Here is a 15843-nt window from a genome sequence, read left to right on the forward strand (position 1 = left end):
TATTAAGTAAAACTAAATAAACATGAATCTCCCTCCCTAAAACGACTCCCGTGTCTGAAACTGTCCAATCATATACTGGCATACCCTCTCCGAATGAAGTCTGGCTGCAATGTATGGCGGGTGGACACCTTTTATCGCCTCAATTGGTAAACCCAGCCATAATAATCGCTCATCAATCATGATTAATGGGAACGATATACTTTCGTTTAGCACCTGATCTGGTTGCAGGTCAGCCCATGTGTCCTCTGAAAAAATAGATAATTTAACAGACTTGCTCCGATTTTGTAGGATTTCCTGCCAATGCTTGGGCAGGAATGATTCTTCCGGCAATGAAATTATAATTGACCTTTTAGCAGATTTAATATCCTGAAACACTTTTTCTAACTTAAGGGCATGCAGCCATTTTAGTCCCGGGTGCTGACCCTTTATCCATTTTCCAATGTCTGTAGTCCTGACAGTTTGCTGGTTTCGATCCTGGTGTTCCACAAGCTGACGAAGTGTTTTCCGATTATAGACATGTTTCCGGATAAAGGAAGTATTGCTGACATGAATAAACTTCCCTTTCGTTCTGGTAATCGCCACATTGATTAATCGCTCACTATCCTTGCCGGTAATTAGCATGCCCGCTCGAGTTTGCGGTTCACTGTCAACCGTATCAAACACCATCACATCACGCTCACTGCCTTGGAATTTGTGGACAGTCGCCGCGATAATATCTGCTGTTGAGCATTCTTTTTCATATAAATCCGCAAGTAACAGCTCCATTAGATTAGCTTGGGCACGGTATGGTGTGACATAACCAATCGATCGTGCACCCGCCAAGTATGATTCATGAATAAGTTGAAAGGACAATAACGCCTGCCAAATATTCATTCGCGAATTAGATGCCTTTTCTGTCATACAATGGGCCCCAAGATAACTTGTATCAAGAAGAACTGCAGCCATTCCTGGAAAGGGCGCAAGATCGGCAATCGTTTTTCTACTGTTAGAAACACTTTCATGGTCACCGACGAGCGATTGATAGATATATTGATTCGTGAATGCAGAAATATCCGGATGCATCCGCCGTTGTTCTCTTAGCAAAAAAAGATGCGGGTGCAGCATTCCGTCATTCACCCAATCAACTACCCCGGCACGATGAAAAATATCTTCCTTCAGCCACATGGAAACTAGAGGGTCTCGTGATGAGGCGATTGGCGGCAATTGTTTAAAATCCCCACATATGATGACACGTTTTCCAAGTGTCGCAGCAAAAGCTGCTTGGGGGACATATGCCATACTTGCTTCATCAACGATGACCACGTCAAATTCTTTTTCATAGATGGCCGCATCACCAGCTGCTTTAGCTAGGGTGGTCCCGACAATATACGCATCCTTGATAAATTCAAGCTCCTTTTGGCGGATTTTATCAAGAACCCTGGCAATTTTTGTCTCCAACTCTAGCAACTGATTCGTATCCCTTTTGCTAAATGAACGGGCAATATCCTGCTTAAGTTTCCGTCTTTCCTCTAGTAAATTTTCTTTATCTTCCGCAAGGCGAGGATCGTCTTTTTGTAGGAGTTGACTGGTCGTAACCGCTTCATGAAGGGCTAGCTGCTCTCCTGTATTGAATCCATAGCGGAGCACATCCCCTTCACGGAAGCGGTTTTTCTTTTGAATAAAAGCAGTTATCTCATGAATGAGCACATCGACCGCTTGATTACTATGCGATAAAATCAACACTTTCTTTCCCTGAAAATACTTATTTGCCGCAACCCGGGCCAAGGTATAGGTTTTTCCTGTTCCAGGCGGGCCCCAAACAAAGGTAACTGGGTTGTATTTGGAACGTAAAACTAATTCATGCAAACCGCTTTTACTTTTCTCAATTGGATGCTTTGCAGGCATGGATGGGTCCATGAGCCTTTTAATTCTGATTCGTTTTTGCTTATTTTTTTTCATTTCATCTAAACGTTCGATAAGCTGTTCGAGCAGTTCCCATGGATCGTGAAAAAGCTGCGCTTCATGGATTAAATCTCCAAATGATTTCTCCATGCTGAGCATTATACCTCTTCCTTCAGAAGACAAGATCCTGCCATTTTGTTTCATACTTCCCCACTCCAAACGAACCTGCGACCCAATTGGAATCTTAATCGATAGTGCAGTATCGAAATAATAGGTATAGGCACCTTCTGTGGATAGCAGCCTTCCGTTGGAAACATGAAATTTATTACTGCCATATTTTTTTAAATGGAGAATTTCGTTTTGAAGAGCCTGCTGCCACTCTTTAATAAAATTTATCACGTTCATAAAAAATAATCCCTTCTATATGCATATTCCCTACATATCCTAAATAAAAAGGGGAATTGTGCTGATTCCAAATATTATACATTAAATAGATATGGAGGGATATTTCTAATGAGTAATTTAGATTTCCTAGAAATAAGTCGAAATTTTAAAAGTTATTATCGTACACTACGGGATGTCCATTTTTATTTAACCAATGATCCTGAATTAAGCAAGGAAGAATTACAAGCCGTAACAAAAGTATTAAGTAAATTAATTTACGGCTTTATTAGTATTAAAGGCACATCTTTCCGAGAAATGGAGCGCGAACAATTCGAGCAAGAATTTAACCTATTTCATCAGGATTTTCTACAGGTCATCCAAAACAGCGGAGAAAATAATGTTTCATTTGATGATTTCACTTCTCTAATTGATGAAATAATTGCTATAGCAGTCAAGCGGACCAATACTCTTGGAAAAATTAAAAAAGGAAACCAAGAATTGTTATTTGAAGAGGCTGAGGTTGCAGAAGTAACGGCGGATGAATCGGGATTTAGTAATGAAGAGGAGGACAATAGTACGGTCGATGAACTGGTCGTTGATGTGGACGTGGAAACGACTGACGAGGAAGAAACCATCCCTGAGGAAAAGTCTCTAAGTGCCGTAGTTAGAACTTTTAGCACTGATTTTGGAGCTCTAGGTATGCGTTTAGAAACTGAAGCCGCAATAAATGCTGATGTTGAACTTCAAAGTACTGAAAATGAAGATGTTTCTGAGGATGAACAGCTAGAGCCGGGAAATGAAGTGGTGGTTCCGGAGGTGGTTAATGAGGTTAAAGTCCAAACAGATAAACCTGCTAACGCGAAAAATAATTATGTTGATGCTGCTCCAGTGGTTAATAAATATGATGATACTGAGAGTGATGACAGATTCCGGTTTAGACCTCGGAGAAGAAATAACAGATAACAGAAAAAAATCGCCTGACGGCGATTTTTTTGTTGATGTTCGTTAAATAGACACGTCTCCAATTGAGAATGAGCAATTCAAGACGTCGGAAATTTTTGCTAAAGTAGAAACTTGTACATCGAGTTCGCCTTCTTCAATGGCTGCGATTGTTCCAGCATTTAAACCTGAAAGCAAAGCTAGTTTTTCAATTTCAATTTCACGATTTAATCTCATTTTTTTTAGTTGATGGCCAATATTGTTCATTTTAAGCCTCCTCATTATGTAAGCGATTTCATTTTGTTGATATTATTATAATAAACTATTTAAAATTTTTCAACAGTTTTAATAGTTGAGGAGAAGAGAAGTCTGGGTATCCCTTTTCGCATTTATTTCACGATGGAATACCCAAATATCACCTATTTTAATCGCGAATGAATCTCTTAATAACCAGTTCCTTGACCACCAGTTATTATCGCAATACTAGAACTTGCACCAATTCTCGTCGCACCTGCTTGGATAAGTTTTCTGGCAGTATCTAAATCCCTGACACAGGCAGAGGCTTTTACTCCCAGGTCTGGGCCAACCGCTTCGCGCATTAATTTAATGTCTTCAGCAGTTGCACATCCAGGACCAAAGCCAGTAGAGGTTTTCACGAAAGCTGCCCCAGCCATTTTTGCAAGAATACAAGCTTTTTTCTTCTCTTCGATTTCAAGAAGTCCTGTTTCAATAATGACTTTTACAGGTGCGTGACCATTAGCGGCTAACACAACACCTTCAATGTCTTTTTTCACTGTCTCGAAGTCACCGGATTTAAGTGCACCAATATTGATAACCATATCGATTTCAGTTGCCCCGTTCGCAATCGCGTCACGAGTTTCTGCACTTTTAACGAATGTACTGGTTGCTCCAAGCGGAAATCCAACCACTGTGGTAATCCCAACTCCAGAACCTTTTAATTCTTTGGCTGCCGTGGCAACCCAATACGGGTTCACACAGACAGTTGCAAATTTATGCTCTCTTGCTTCTTCACAGAGCTTGATAATTTGTTCTTTCGATGCTTCGGGTTTTAATAGGGTATGGTCTATCATTCGCGCTACAGATGGACCAGTAATAATAGTTGATGATGTTCCTTCTTTATAGGTCACGTTTCCAGAAGATTGTGGCTTCACTTCTTTTAACGCTTCTTTATTGGTTAATTGCTGCATAATTTGATTTGTAATTTGTTCTACCAATGCTTCAATTTGCATCGTGCTCACCTCACATTAATGTAGTCGATCAACGATTCCAGCAATGACGGCATCAAAAGAACCTTTCGGATCTTCTAATATGTCCCGTGCCGAACCACCTTCTTCTAGGATTAGCACATAATCGCCAACCCCTGCTGAAAAACGATCAAAGGCAATCATGGCATCACCGCATTCATTACCTGATGCATCCACAGGAATAACAACCATGAGCTTTTTATTTTGGTGGCTCGGTGTTTTAATCGTTGATACGACATTGCCAACCACTTTTGCTAATTTCATTATTTTGCAACAGGAAGAATTTTCTCGATATCTGAGTGTGGTCTTGGAATAACGTGTACAGATAAAAATTCACCAACACGCTGTGCTGCATCCGAACCTGCTTCAGTCGCTGCCTTTACCGCACCAACATCACCGCGAACCATCACACAAACTAACCCGCCGCCAACATTCACTTTTCCAAGTAATGTAACGTTTGCTGCTTTTGTCATCGCGTCTGCTGCTTCAATTGCCCCTACTAAACCTTTAGTTTCGATCATTCCTAATGCGTTGCTCATCTATATTTCCTCCATTCGTTTAGTCACATTATAGTAGTCAATAATTCCTAAAATCCCTGCATCTGACGGGACCAAATCTTTATTTAGTGGTAGGGAAGATTCTCTGCTTTTTGCTAAGTAAACAAGATCCCCTTCTCCTGACTGTCCAATCGTATCTATAGCCACAAGTGGTTTGCCTTTATCATTCAATTGATCATCTACTGGTTGGACAATCAGCAGCTTTAGACCTACTAGATTCTCATTTTTATGTGTACAAACCATATTACCAATCACTTTGGCTACAAACATTTTAAAAACCTGCTTTCTTTTCTATAAATCTCTGTGTTTAAACACTCCTATTATTCTATCTAACCTGTTTATCAGCGAAACTTTTAGACCAGTATTAATTCCGCCCCAAGAAACGACTTTCGATTTCCATAATTTTCGTGACACGGCGATCATGACGGCCGCCGGCAAACTCTGTTTCCAACCAGGTTTTTACTAATTGCTTGGCCAGGCCCTCACCGATGAATTGACCGCCGATTGATAATACATTCGCATTATTATGCTCTTTGCTATTAATAACAGAGGATAAATCCCAGCAGACTGCACCGCGTACACCTGGTATTTTATTTAATACCATCCCGCTGCCTACTCCGACACCATCTATCATAATGCCGACATAATGAGGATTCGTCGCGACCGTCTCACCGACAAGAAAAGCGATATCCGGATAATCTACGGATTCATTTGCCTTACAGCCAAAATCTAAATACTCGTACCCTAATTCAGTTAAATAGGTTTTTAACGTTTCTTTTAGTTCGTATCCACCATGGTCGCAGCCTATCGCAACTTTTTTCATGATTTTTGTTCTCCTTTGGCAAATACATTGATAATTGCATCAAACGATTCTGCATGTAAACTAGCCCCTCCAACAAGGACACCATCAATATCAGGCATCGCACTGTATTCAGACGCATTCTTTTCATTCGCAGATCCGCCGTATAAGATCGAAATACATTCTGCTTTTTGACCAATTATTTGTTTTAATACGGACCGGATGTACGCGTGTGTTTCTTGAGCAAGTTCAGCCGTTGCCGACTGCCCGGTTCCAATCGCCCACACGGGTTCATAAGCAAGAATAAATTGGCTGGAATCAATATCCTTTAATGCACCAAAAAGCTGCTTGGATAAAACCTGTTCGGTTTGCATCGCGTTCTTTTGCCCTAATGTCTCGCCGATACAGATAATCGGGATAAGCCCAGACTTGATTGCTTGCTGAACCTTTTTATTGACTAACTCGTCATCTTCAAAAGAATATTGTCTTCGTTCCGAGTGGCCAATAATGACATATTCACAGCCAACATCCTTCAGCATAGTAGCCGATGATTCTCCCGTGTATGCCCCTTTGTCGGCCCAATGAACATTCTGGCCGCCCAATCCAAGTGGCTTGCCTGATTGTTTGATAAATAAATGGGACGGATATAGCAACTGTACTGGTGGGCAAATCACCACCGACACGTCAGGACTGCTGTGGATTTTTTGAAAAAATTCAGCGGTCTCATTTAGGTTTTTGTTCATTTTCCAATTAGCGATCACATAGGTTTGCCGATCAGATTGGATTTCCAGTCCACCTAGAGTTTGACCAATGACATCTCTGACAAGAGTTTTTATATAGCTTTCAATGGATTGTTCCATTTACATTCACCTTATTCTGCTTTCGGTAAGATACCTTCTACATCACCGTTAGGACGTGGAATTACGTGTACAGAGAGAAGTGTACCCACGCGCTGTGCTGCTTCTGCACCTGCTTCTGTCGCTGCTTTGACTGCACCTACATCACCACGGACCATAACGGTAACAATACCTGCGCCAACTAATTCTCTGCCAACTAGGGCAACGTTTGCTGCTTTCACCATGGCATCTGCGGCTTCAATTGCACCTACTAAACCTTTTGTTTCGATCATTCCTAAAGCTTCTTGACCCATTTTATTTCCTCCTCTAGTAACCTCTAATTTTGATTGTTCTTGTTTTTTCAGTTGTTCTTCCTGTGAAGTGACTGTTTTATCATCTTTCGATTTCGCCAATTTCTAACACCTCACTATATGATTCTTAATCCATCTACTAAAACGCAGCGACGCTGACGCGTAAATGTTTTCGCGCTGGTTAATCCTTCACCAGTCGGACCGGCAATGGTCAGTGTGGTAAATCCTTCACTTTCAAAGCCTAAGCCTGAAACTGATGGGCCATTTTTCACAAAAATGGTTGCTTGAATTTCTTGCGCCATTTTGGTTAGATTGGTAATATTTTGCGAATGCATAATCGCAGTATGTCGGTTGCCCTTTTCAGCGATGACCGCAAGCTCAATCGCTGTATCCACGTCAGGAACTCTGACGATTGGTAAAATTGGCATTAACATTTCAGTCATCACTAATGGGTGATCCTTTTTAGTTTCAGCGATAATCAACTTCACATCTGGGCTTGCCTGAATTCCGGCTGCCTGTAAAATCACGTGAGCATCTTTACCGATAAAGTCTCGGTTTGGATAAAACTTATCATTTTTCTTGACAAGCACTTTTTCAAGTAACTTTTCAAATTGGAAACCTTTTAGCTCAATCGCACCATTTTTAACCATTTCAGCTTTGAGGGGATTGGCTACTTGGTCAACAACGAACACTTCTTTCTCCGCGGTGCACAATACATTGTTGTCAAAGCTTGCACCTTTAACGATATTTGCTGCTGCTTTTGGGATGATGGCTGTCTCATCAACAACAACCGGTGGATTTCCTGGACCAGCTGCGATTACCTTTTTACCGACCGCCATCGCTGCTTTTACAACAGGACCTCCGCCAGTCACCACAAGTGCATTTACCTGCGGATGATTCATAACTTGTGCTGAGGTTTCAAGATTAGGTGCCGCCACAGATGTGAGCGTGTTTTCAGGACCACCTGCAGCAACAATCGCTTGATTTAGAAGCTGTAGGGTTTTAATCGAAACGCGTTTCGCACTTGGATGCGGATTATAAATCACCGTATTTCCAGCAGCTATTAGCGAGATTGAATTATTAATGACCGTGGCTGCTGGGTTTGTGGAAGGTGTAATTGAACCGAATACACCAATTGGGGCATATTCCACAAGTGTTAACCCGTCATCACCTGAATAGGCAGTGCTGACTAGGTCTTCAATTCCTGGTGTCTTATTTGTTGCTAGAAGAATTTTTGCAATCTTATCTTCGACTCTGCCTAAGCCTGTTTCTTCGACAGCAAGCTTTGCTAACTCTTCCGCATGCTCTCGGCTCACAGCTCGCATATTCTCAATCATTTTTTCTCTGATGGAGATGGGCAGTTTGCGAAGCTTTTCCCAGGCCAGTCTTGCCGCTGCTACCGCTTCATCAACCGTTGAAAACACGCCGCCACCTAACTTAACATCATTTGGCAATGGAGCAGGGGAGATGTTGTCAGATTGATTTTGGCCTAATTGACTGAGGACCTGTTCAACCATTTTTTTGATATCGGTTTCATTTATTTGCAAGGTTAGTTACCTCCTTTGTTAAAGGTTAAGGTCCCTTGAATTTCAATTTGATCAACAATCCCTACGATTGCTGCGTCAACGGGGACACCGTTTGTAATTTCAGTTTGTCTTGCCGAACTACCGCTGACTAGTAAAACTACTTCGCCAACTCCTGAACCAACCGTATCAATAGCTACGAGCGGTTTCCCATCTTCCTCGATACTTTTCATATCAAGCGGTTGAACAATCATTAATTTTTTTCCTTTTAATTTCTCTGCTTTGGTAGTGGATACAATCGAACCAACCACTTTACAAATGATCATAGCGTCCCTCCTTTCGAGGAATCATTTGCTTTAAGTTGAATCTTTAATTCTCGCGCCAGATCCTTTGCCGAAGGTGTGACCATACTCCTTGCAGGTACAGCAATTTCCTTGAGTCCATCCTGATAGGCTCTTTCAACATGTTTTGCAAGAATAAGAGTCTGCTTTTCCTGGTATTCTGCAAGTTGTTCATCAACTGTTTTAACCAACTTACTGAGCGGCACCCATTTGACCTGATCTGCCTGAAGCGTTCTTATATAAGACTGGAGCCGTTCCTGAACCGAGTTTGGTGCATGGATTTGTTGGTAAACATTGGGTTCAACGCCATCACTAGCGATGACAATCGGCTTGCCAAGTAATTGATATTGGATAGCCACCCAAACAGCTGTCTCATCATCCATGGTCAACACAAGTTTTGAAAGCAGCCGATACGATGCGGCAGGAATCACGAGAACTGATGATTTTTCTATCATGTCACTCCATTCTTGCTGCTGAACATCCTCTATTAATACGTAGGACTGCCCATTCCATTGTTCTGGTAAAGGAAGCCATTCCTTTGTTAATAGAAACGTTACGTCATATGTATCCACTAGCGGGGTAACCGCTTCCAAAACAGTTGCAGGATCTTGGGATAGATAACCTAATAGGATTGCAATCTGTGCGTCTTTTTTTTCTTTTAATTCTTCTTTTAAGTAGGATTCTACTGCTTGCTGAACAAGCATCTTAACCTGCATTTTAATATCAGCCAGCATTATTCCCCACCCACTTGTTTTGGACTTTCAAAGCCAATAATCTCACCTAATTGTCCATTCTTAATCCCTGCAGCATTGGCTTCGTCCAGATCGATATGCATTTCAAGCTTGTATTTTGGAGAAACACGGATAAGGACATTGGTAAAAATAACCCCGCGGACTCCGTCAACTTTCACTTGAACCAAATCCCCGTCCTGAACGCCAAATATTTTACCATCATTGGTGTCCATATGAATATGGCGAGCGGCACAAATCAAGCCTTCATTAATGGTTAGTTGCCCGCGCGGTCCTTGAATGGTAATCGGTTCTGACCCCAAAATATCCCCAGAATTTCGAATCGGTGGTTTAACTCCTAAAGTAAAGCCGTCAAATAATGATACTTCCACCTGCGTACGTCCTCTAGCAGGTCCTAGCACACGGACATTTTGTATTTTTCCTTTTGGTCCAATTAGAGTAACAGTTTCTTTTGCCGCAAATTGGTTCGGCTGGGATAAGTCTTTTAGTTTAGTAAGCTCATAGCCTCGACCGAAAAGTCTATCCACATGTTCAGGAGATAGATGAATATGGCGGTTTGAAGCTGCAATTGGAACCATCTTGGATTTCTTGAAAGAATCTTTGACAATTTCTTCAACGATTTCTCTAATTCTTTCTTTATTCATCATCGTCCTCACCCCCAAAGTCAAGTAAAGCCTTGGCAGTATATTGATCGGTGATCAGAACATTGGCATGGCGCCCTTTAAGCGCTCCATATATCCCTTCCACTTTGGTGTTACCGCCAGCAATGAGGATGCCATATTCTTTCTCAGCTAACTGTGAGAGCTCAATTCCAATCGTCCGATCATTTAACGCATCATGACTAATATGCCCATTGATATCTATAAATCTGGAACATATATCGCCGACCGTATGATTTTCCTTAAGTATTTCAATGTCACTGTCTAAAAAATAACCCGCATGCATAAGCGTGGACTGTTCACCAGGATCCCCAACCGTAAAAATTGCAATATTAGCCTGCTTGCCTAATTCTAAAATTCTTTTTACATGGCGGTCGGCTATGATAGCCTGCTTCACAACCACGTGGTCAACGACCGCAGGTACTTGCAGAAAATGGGGAATCGTATGAAATGCATTTGCAAGGCCGTTCACAATTTCTGATGCATACGTATTTGATTCTGAGTAACTCACCCCACCATTAAGCTGAACAATTGTTACATCCTTTACATTCTTCGGTTGAATTTGTTTCACTAGTTGATATAAAGTTGTTCCCCAGGTAATTCCAATCGTATCGCCGCTTTGAACAATCGAATATAAATAATCTGCAGAAACCTCTCCCAGCTTCTCTTTGATCAACTCATCTTTATATTCAGGAATCGAGGCAACAAGGCAATGTTTTAGATGAAACTTTTCCTTTATCTGTAATGCCAGTTCCTGTACATCTTCGGCTGGATCGCAAATTTTTATATGGACAACTCCTTCCTCAACTGCTTGGACAAGGAGCCTGGAGACTGTGGGGCGGGAAATACCTAACCTTTTCGCAATTTCCTGTTGGCTGTAGTCTAATTGATAATACATTTTAGCCACTTCTACCAGGCGCGAAATCCTTTCATCCGCCATAAAATAATCACCTAATTTTTCAAATTATGAACCTATTTTTCACAAAAAGTAAACGGTTACATTTTTTGTGAAAATAAAATTTAGCATTTGTTCAATATGTATGGATTCTGTGATGAAATTATGTAAAAATACTCTGAACATTTGCTAATTTAATTATAACCGATGTAAACTATCTGTCAATCTTTCTTTTAAAAGATTTCGACACTTATTTACTAATTTCGTAATTACGCTTTGAAACTAGGAAAAAGACGAATTTTCACCCATGAAAAAAAGAACCCTTGTTATTTACAATTGTAAATACATGGGTTCTTTTTATAGTTTTACTTTATTTTCTGAAGTGACTCTGTCAGTGTTTTAACTAGGAAATTTAAATCGACTTGTTTAATTGTTAACGGAGGTGCCAATGTTAACACGTTATTATATCCGGCTACTGTCGCACCGTTTTTGCCAATGATTATTCCTTCCTGTTTACAGTTGGCAATTACTTGATTGACGAGATCATTTCCAAGCGGTTCCTTGGTTCGCTTATCCTTTACTAATTCAATTCCAATCAATAACCCTTTCCCGCGAACATCGCCCACATATGGGTGATCTGCCAAGAGACTCTTTAAATCGTTTAGAAGCTGCGCTCCTAAATCCCGTGAACGGTCAAATAGTTTTTCGGTTTCCATAATTTCGAGATTTTTTAAAGCAAGCGCACATGCGGCTGGATTTCCGCCAAATGTATTGACATGACGGAAGTAATCATATTCCTCTGTACCTTTAAATGCTTCGTAAATCTCTTTGCGAACAGCCGTAGCGGAAAGTGGCAGATAGGCACTGGTAATTCCTTTTGCCATTGTGATAATGTCGGGCTTCACGCCATAATTCATATATCCAAACGGCTTACCTGTACGTCCGAACCCGCATATAACCTCATCAACAATGAGCAGCGCCCCGTGTTTTTCACAAACCTCTTTTGCTGCTTTCATATAGCCATCCGGCGGAATGAGAACCCCGCCGCCAGTTATTATTGGTTCCATAATCATCGCAGCAATGGTTTCACTTAACTCCCAAGTCATCGTCCGGTCGATTTCCTTTACGGAAGACAGTTCCTTTGCATCTGATACAATTGTGTCATCCCGATAGGTATCAGGTGGCGAAACATGAATAAACCCTGGCGCAAGTGGTTCGTACTTATACTTTCTTTGTGCCTGACCGGTGGCAGCTAGTGCTCCCATCGAATTGCCGTGATACGCACGATAGCGGGAAACAATTTTATAGCGGTTTGGCTCACCTTTTTGTTGGTGGTATTGTCGAACTATTTTAAAGGCCGTTTCATTGGCTTCCGAACCGCTGTTAGAGAAAAAGATGACATACTCATCGCCTAGCATTTGGTTCAGCTTTTCTGCTAGTTTAATTGCAGGAACATGGCTTTGTGACAGGGGGAAATAGGCCATTTCCTTCAGTTGTTCATAAGCGGCCTCGGCAAGTTCGGCCCTTCCATAGCCAATATTCACACACCAAAGGCCTGCCATCGCATCTAAATAACGTTTCCCATCGGCATCTGTAACCCATGACCCTTCAGCTTTTGATGCCACCAATGTTGCATTGGGATTATAAGGCTTCATCGAGTGCCATACATATTTATCATCCTGTTCTAACAAAGTTTCCTGGGGACGACTTGTTTGAACCATTCTCGTGACCTCCATTTCTTTACTTTGGTACTGGCACCAACTATGGGGTGCTTTGGCTTTTATTAATCGAACCGAGAGGTGATCATTTTCTTCCTTGTGTAGAAATTAACTCCATCTTTCCCATTTACATGCATGTCACCATAGAAGGAATCCTTCCATCCGGAGAACGGGAAGAATGCCATGGTCGCCGGTACGCCCACATTAATACCGAGCATCCCTGCATCTGCTTCTTCACGGAATTGACGAATTGCCTTCGCATTGTTGGTATAAATGGTTGCACCATTTCCAAACTTTGATTTTCGGATGTATTCTAACCCTTCATCCAAATCATTGGCACGAAGAAGGCTTAAAACCGGAGCAAAGAGTTCCTCTTTCGCTATCGTCATTTCTGGGGTGACGTGATCAAATATTGTCGGTCCTAAGAAATTTCCTTCAGGTAGTTCATCCATCTCTTTGCGTCCATCCCTAATTAAGTCCGCACCTTCTTCAAGTCCTTTTTCGATATAGCCAAGAACTTTTTCACGATGTTCCTTCCGGATAATTGGTGTTAACAACACCTCGTCATCCATTCCGTTTCCAATAATTAATTCATCCGCTTTTTTCTTTAGCGCAGTTACGAATGGTTCATTTTCACCAACAACCACAACCGCACTACAGGCCATACAGCGTTGCCCCGCACTTCCAAACGTAGAACTGATAATATGTTGGACCGCTTTATCCATATCGGCGTCAGGCATAACAATATGATGATTTTTGGCACCAGATAAGGCCTGAACCCTTTTTCCCTCTGCTGCAGCCCGACCGTAAACGTACTTGGCAACCGGCTGTGAACCTACAAATGAAATCGCCGCAATATCTTTATGCTCAAGTAATCCATTGACGACATCATGGGCGCCGTGGACGACATTTAACACGCCTTTGGGTGCTCCAGCTTCTGCAAACAGTTCAGCTAAACGGTTGGCTAAAATTGGAGTCCGTTCAGATGGTTTCAACACAAAAGTGTTTCCACATGCGATAGCCAGCGGGAACATCCAAAGCGGGACCATCATCGGGAAATTAAAAGGTGTGATCCCGCCCACAACTCCTACAGGATAACGGAACATCTCAGAATCAATATCCTCAGCAATTCCGGATAAAGATTCCCCCATCAACAACGTTGGCGCACCAGAAGCAAATTCAACACACTCGATTCCACGCTGAACCTCCCCGTATGCTTCTTTGTATGCCTTTCCATTTTCTAAAACAATTAATCTTGCCAATTCTTCATGGTTTTCCGTTAACAGATGATGATACTTAAATAGAATTCTTGCTCTTTTTGGGACAGGAACAGTTTTCCACTCTTTTAATGCTGCTTTTGCTGCTGTAACTGCAAGATTTACATCCTCTTTTGTTGACACAGGAACCTTGGTTAACAGCTCATTCGTTGCCGGGTTCGGGACATCTAGGGTTTGAATGCTATTCGAGTTCACCCATTCACCATTAATAAAATTCTTTAAAACAGTCGTATCCTTTTTTGTTACAGTCATATATATTAACCTCCTAATTATTATCTATTTTTTAATTTTTCTAATAATACAAACCTTTTAAACGTATTATCTCGTATCTAATGCACGCTTTCATTAGACATTCTGTAAAATGGAGTGGGTTATTTCTTTGACGGTATGAGCAACTTTCAACCCTTATTCCAGTTTTCGATATTTATTATTGCTTAATATAGATTGGGATGACGCTAAATAATCTTCTACTAGCAGCATAAATTCAATCGCCACACGTTTTTCATGTTCCATAAAGTCGTCACCGAGTATAGTTTCAAGCTTTTGCAAACGATGGTATAGCGTTTGCCTGACAATATAGAGCTTATTCGCGGCTTCTTGTTTGGAGCCATTGCATTCTAAATACACTTTTAATGTTTCTAACAATTTACCATTATATTTCTGATCATAATGAATTACAGGCTGTAAATACTCGGAGGCCATTTCTTGAAGATTAATATGCTTGCTCATTTGCGAGATGAGCCGATATAAATGCAAATCTTCATAAAAATAATAGTCAGCTTTATTGGATATCTTTTGCTGAATTCGCTGCGTTTCTTTAGCTGTCTGATAACTTTTATGTACATCATGTAAATTCACAGTAAAACTTCCTGCTGCAATCAGCAGTTTGGCTGAACATTGTTTTCTAATAAACTCTGATTCTATGATCGATTCGATTGCAGTTTTAATGCGTTCCTTTCCATTCTTTTTTGAGCGATTGTTTACTAAAATGAAAGTTACTTCATTTCTTTTATCAACTGAAAACACTGTAAAGCCATATTGTTCAAGAGCAGAACGAAATAATAATTTTAGATAGGTTACATCTTGAGTAACTTTCTCTTTTTGATGAGGAACCTTGGTAATTAAGACTACGGCTTCATTTGTTTTTGTTTTTATCCCATTTTGAACAAAATATTCAGCAATGCTTTCGGGTGAATGGTCACCCTCAAGCCAGCCATACAACCACTCAAACTCCTCCACGCGCTTTTTTTCTTGATTAATGATGAGAGTGTGGATGTCTAAGGTGATTTGTACAAAGGGGACTTCATGTGAAAAAACGATGATCGGGAAATGATGCAGATTAGCAATTTCAATGACTTCGGGAGGAATCTCTGTCATGTATGTCCCCAGTTCAATACATAAGCCTGCTGCATGGTTTTCAAGAAATTCCATGACCATGGATATAAATAAATCTGGATTTTCATACCAAGCAACACCGGTTGAAAGAATCAGTTCATTACCGTTAAGTAAATTTCGAATACTGGTGACCTCGACAATATGGACCCATTTTACAAAGCGCCCAATCCCTTTTTCTCCTGCAATTACTTGGGCATTTTCAAAATGCCTTCGTTTTAAGATATCTCCCACTGTTAAATGAAGTTGATCTTTGATCATATGGCTCTCCTTGGAAATAATACTTTAAGAAAAGCGCAAGCGCCCTGGTCAGCGGC

The 15843-nt window shown here is 41.0% G+C and carries 18 protein-coding genes; 1 reads left to right on the plus strand and 17 read right to left on the minus strand.

The window, feature by feature from the left end; all coding sequences use genetic code 11:
* Positions 1 to 36 precede the first annotated feature (36 nt).
* The gene (locus V7121_RS01530; protein ID WP_335500770.1) at positions 37 to 2286 is read right to left on the minus strand and encodes an AAA domain-containing protein; all 2250 of its coding nucleotides are present in this window, start codon (positions 2284 to 2286) and stop codon (positions 37 to 39) included.
* A gap of 108 nt (positions 2287 to 2394) precedes the next feature.
* Between V7121_RS01530 and V7121_RS01535 the strand changes: the two genes are divergently transcribed.
* Positions 2395 to 3228, plus strand: coding sequence for a hypothetical protein (locus V7121_RS01535; protein WP_335500768.1), 834 nt, complete (start codon positions 2395 to 2397; stop codon positions 3226 to 3228).
* A gap of 42 nt (positions 3229 to 3270) precedes the next feature.
* On the opposite strand, the gene V7121_RS01540 is transcribed toward V7121_RS01535, so the two are convergent.
* The 16 genes from V7121_RS01540 to V7121_RS01615 form a co-directional block, all read right to left on the minus strand.
* Positions 3271 to 3471 (minus strand): helix-turn-helix domain-containing protein, encoded by a 201-nt coding sequence (locus tag V7121_RS01540; RefSeq protein WP_066254965.1) that lies wholly within the window; start codon positions 3469 to 3471, stop codon positions 3271 to 3273.
* 176 nt (positions 3472 to 3647) lie between these two features.
* On the minus strand, positions 3648 to 4295 hold the full coding sequence (gene deoC, locus V7121_RS01545) for a deoxyribose-phosphate aldolase (RefSeq protein WP_335500809.1): 648 nt from the start codon (positions 4293 to 4295) through the stop codon (positions 3648 to 3650).
* A gap of 174 nt (positions 4296 to 4469) precedes the next feature.
* Positions 4470 to 4733: a EutN/CcmL family microcompartment protein gene (locus V7121_RS01550; RefSeq protein WP_335500764.1), complete on the minus strand. Its 264-nt coding sequence runs from the start codon at positions 4731 to 4733 to the stop codon at positions 4470 to 4472.
* Complete coding sequence (locus V7121_RS01555) at positions 4733 to 5008, minus strand: BMC domain-containing protein (protein ID WP_166258163.1); 276 nt, start codon at positions 5006 to 5008, stop codon at positions 4733 to 4735. Before V7121_RS01555 ends, V7121_RS01550 begins: the two co-directional genes overlap by 1 nt.
* Positions 5009 to 5296 (minus strand): EutN/CcmL family microcompartment protein, encoded by a 288-nt coding sequence (locus V7121_RS01560; RefSeq protein ID WP_335500762.1) that lies wholly within the window; start codon positions 5294 to 5296, stop codon positions 5009 to 5011.
* Between the two features lie 94 nt (positions 5297 to 5390).
* Entirely contained in the window at positions 5391 to 5849 is a 459-nt protein-coding gene (locus V7121_RS01565; protein ID WP_335500760.1) for an RpiB/LacA/LacB family sugar-phosphate isomerase, read from the minus strand.
* The gene (gene tpiA / locus V7121_RS01570; protein WP_335500759.1) at positions 5846 to 6685 is read right to left on the minus strand and encodes a triose-phosphate isomerase; all 840 of its coding nucleotides are present in this window, start codon (positions 6683 to 6685) and stop codon (positions 5846 to 5848) included. The genes V7121_RS01565 and tpiA overlap by 4 nt, the downstream gene beginning before the upstream one ends.
* An 11-nt stretch (positions 6686 to 6696) precedes the next feature.
* Positions 6697 to 6975: a BMC domain-containing protein gene (locus V7121_RS01575; RefSeq protein ID WP_144548608.1), complete on the minus strand. Its 279-nt coding sequence runs from the start codon at positions 6973 to 6975 to the stop codon at positions 6697 to 6699.
* 113 nt (positions 6976 to 7088) lie between these two features.
* Positions 7089 to 8519 (minus strand): aldehyde dehydrogenase family protein, encoded by a 1431-nt coding sequence (locus V7121_RS01580; protein ID WP_335500757.1) that lies wholly within the window; start codon positions 8517 to 8519, stop codon positions 7089 to 7091.
* A 2-nt stretch (positions 8520 to 8521) separates the two neighbouring features.
* Positions 8522 to 8821 carry a EutN/CcmL family microcompartment protein gene (locus tag V7121_RS01585; protein ID WP_335500755.1) on the minus strand — a complete coding sequence of 100 codons (300 nt, stop codon included), beginning with the start codon at positions 8819 to 8821 and terminating at the stop codon, positions 8522 to 8524.
* Positions 8818 to 9570 carry a hypothetical protein gene (locus V7121_RS01590; RefSeq protein WP_335500753.1) on the minus strand — a complete coding sequence of 251 codons (753 nt, stop codon included), beginning with the start codon at positions 9568 to 9570 and terminating at the stop codon, positions 8818 to 8820. The genes V7121_RS01585 and V7121_RS01590 overlap by 4 nt, the downstream gene beginning before the upstream one ends.
* Positions 9570 to 10229, minus strand: coding sequence for a phosphate propanoyltransferase (gene pduL / locus V7121_RS01595; protein ID WP_335500804.1), 660 nt, complete (start codon positions 10227 to 10229; stop codon positions 9570 to 9572). The genes V7121_RS01590 and pduL overlap by 1 nt, the downstream gene beginning before the upstream one ends.
* Positions 10222 to 11184 (minus strand): sugar-binding transcriptional regulator, encoded by a 963-nt coding sequence (locus tag V7121_RS01600; RefSeq protein WP_335500751.1) that lies wholly within the window; start codon positions 11182 to 11184, stop codon positions 10222 to 10224. The genes pduL and V7121_RS01600 overlap by 8 nt, the downstream gene beginning before the upstream one ends.
* Before the next feature lie 320 nt (positions 11185 to 11504).
* The gene (locus V7121_RS01605) at positions 11505 to 12860 is read right to left on the minus strand and encodes an aspartate aminotransferase family protein (protein WP_335500749.1); all 1356 of its coding nucleotides are present in this window, start codon (positions 12858 to 12860) and stop codon (positions 11505 to 11507) included.
* Between the two features lie 62 nt (positions 12861 to 12922).
* Positions 12923 to 14386 carry a CoA-acylating methylmalonate-semialdehyde dehydrogenase gene (locus tag V7121_RS01610; protein ID WP_335500747.1) on the minus strand — a complete coding sequence of 488 codons (1464 nt, stop codon included), beginning with the start codon at positions 14384 to 14386 and terminating at the stop codon, positions 12923 to 12925.
* 153 nt (positions 14387 to 14539) lie between these two features.
* Positions 14540 to 15787, minus strand: coding sequence for a PucR family transcriptional regulator (locus V7121_RS01615; protein WP_335500745.1), 1248 nt, complete (start codon positions 15785 to 15787; stop codon positions 14540 to 14542).
* Between the last annotated feature and the right edge of the window lie 56 nt (positions 15788 to 15843).

This window comes from Neobacillus drentensis, from assembly GCF_036962125.1.
Taxonomy (GTDB): Bacteria; Bacillota; Bacilli; order Bacillales; family Cytobacillaceae; genus Neobacillus; species Neobacillus drentensis_B.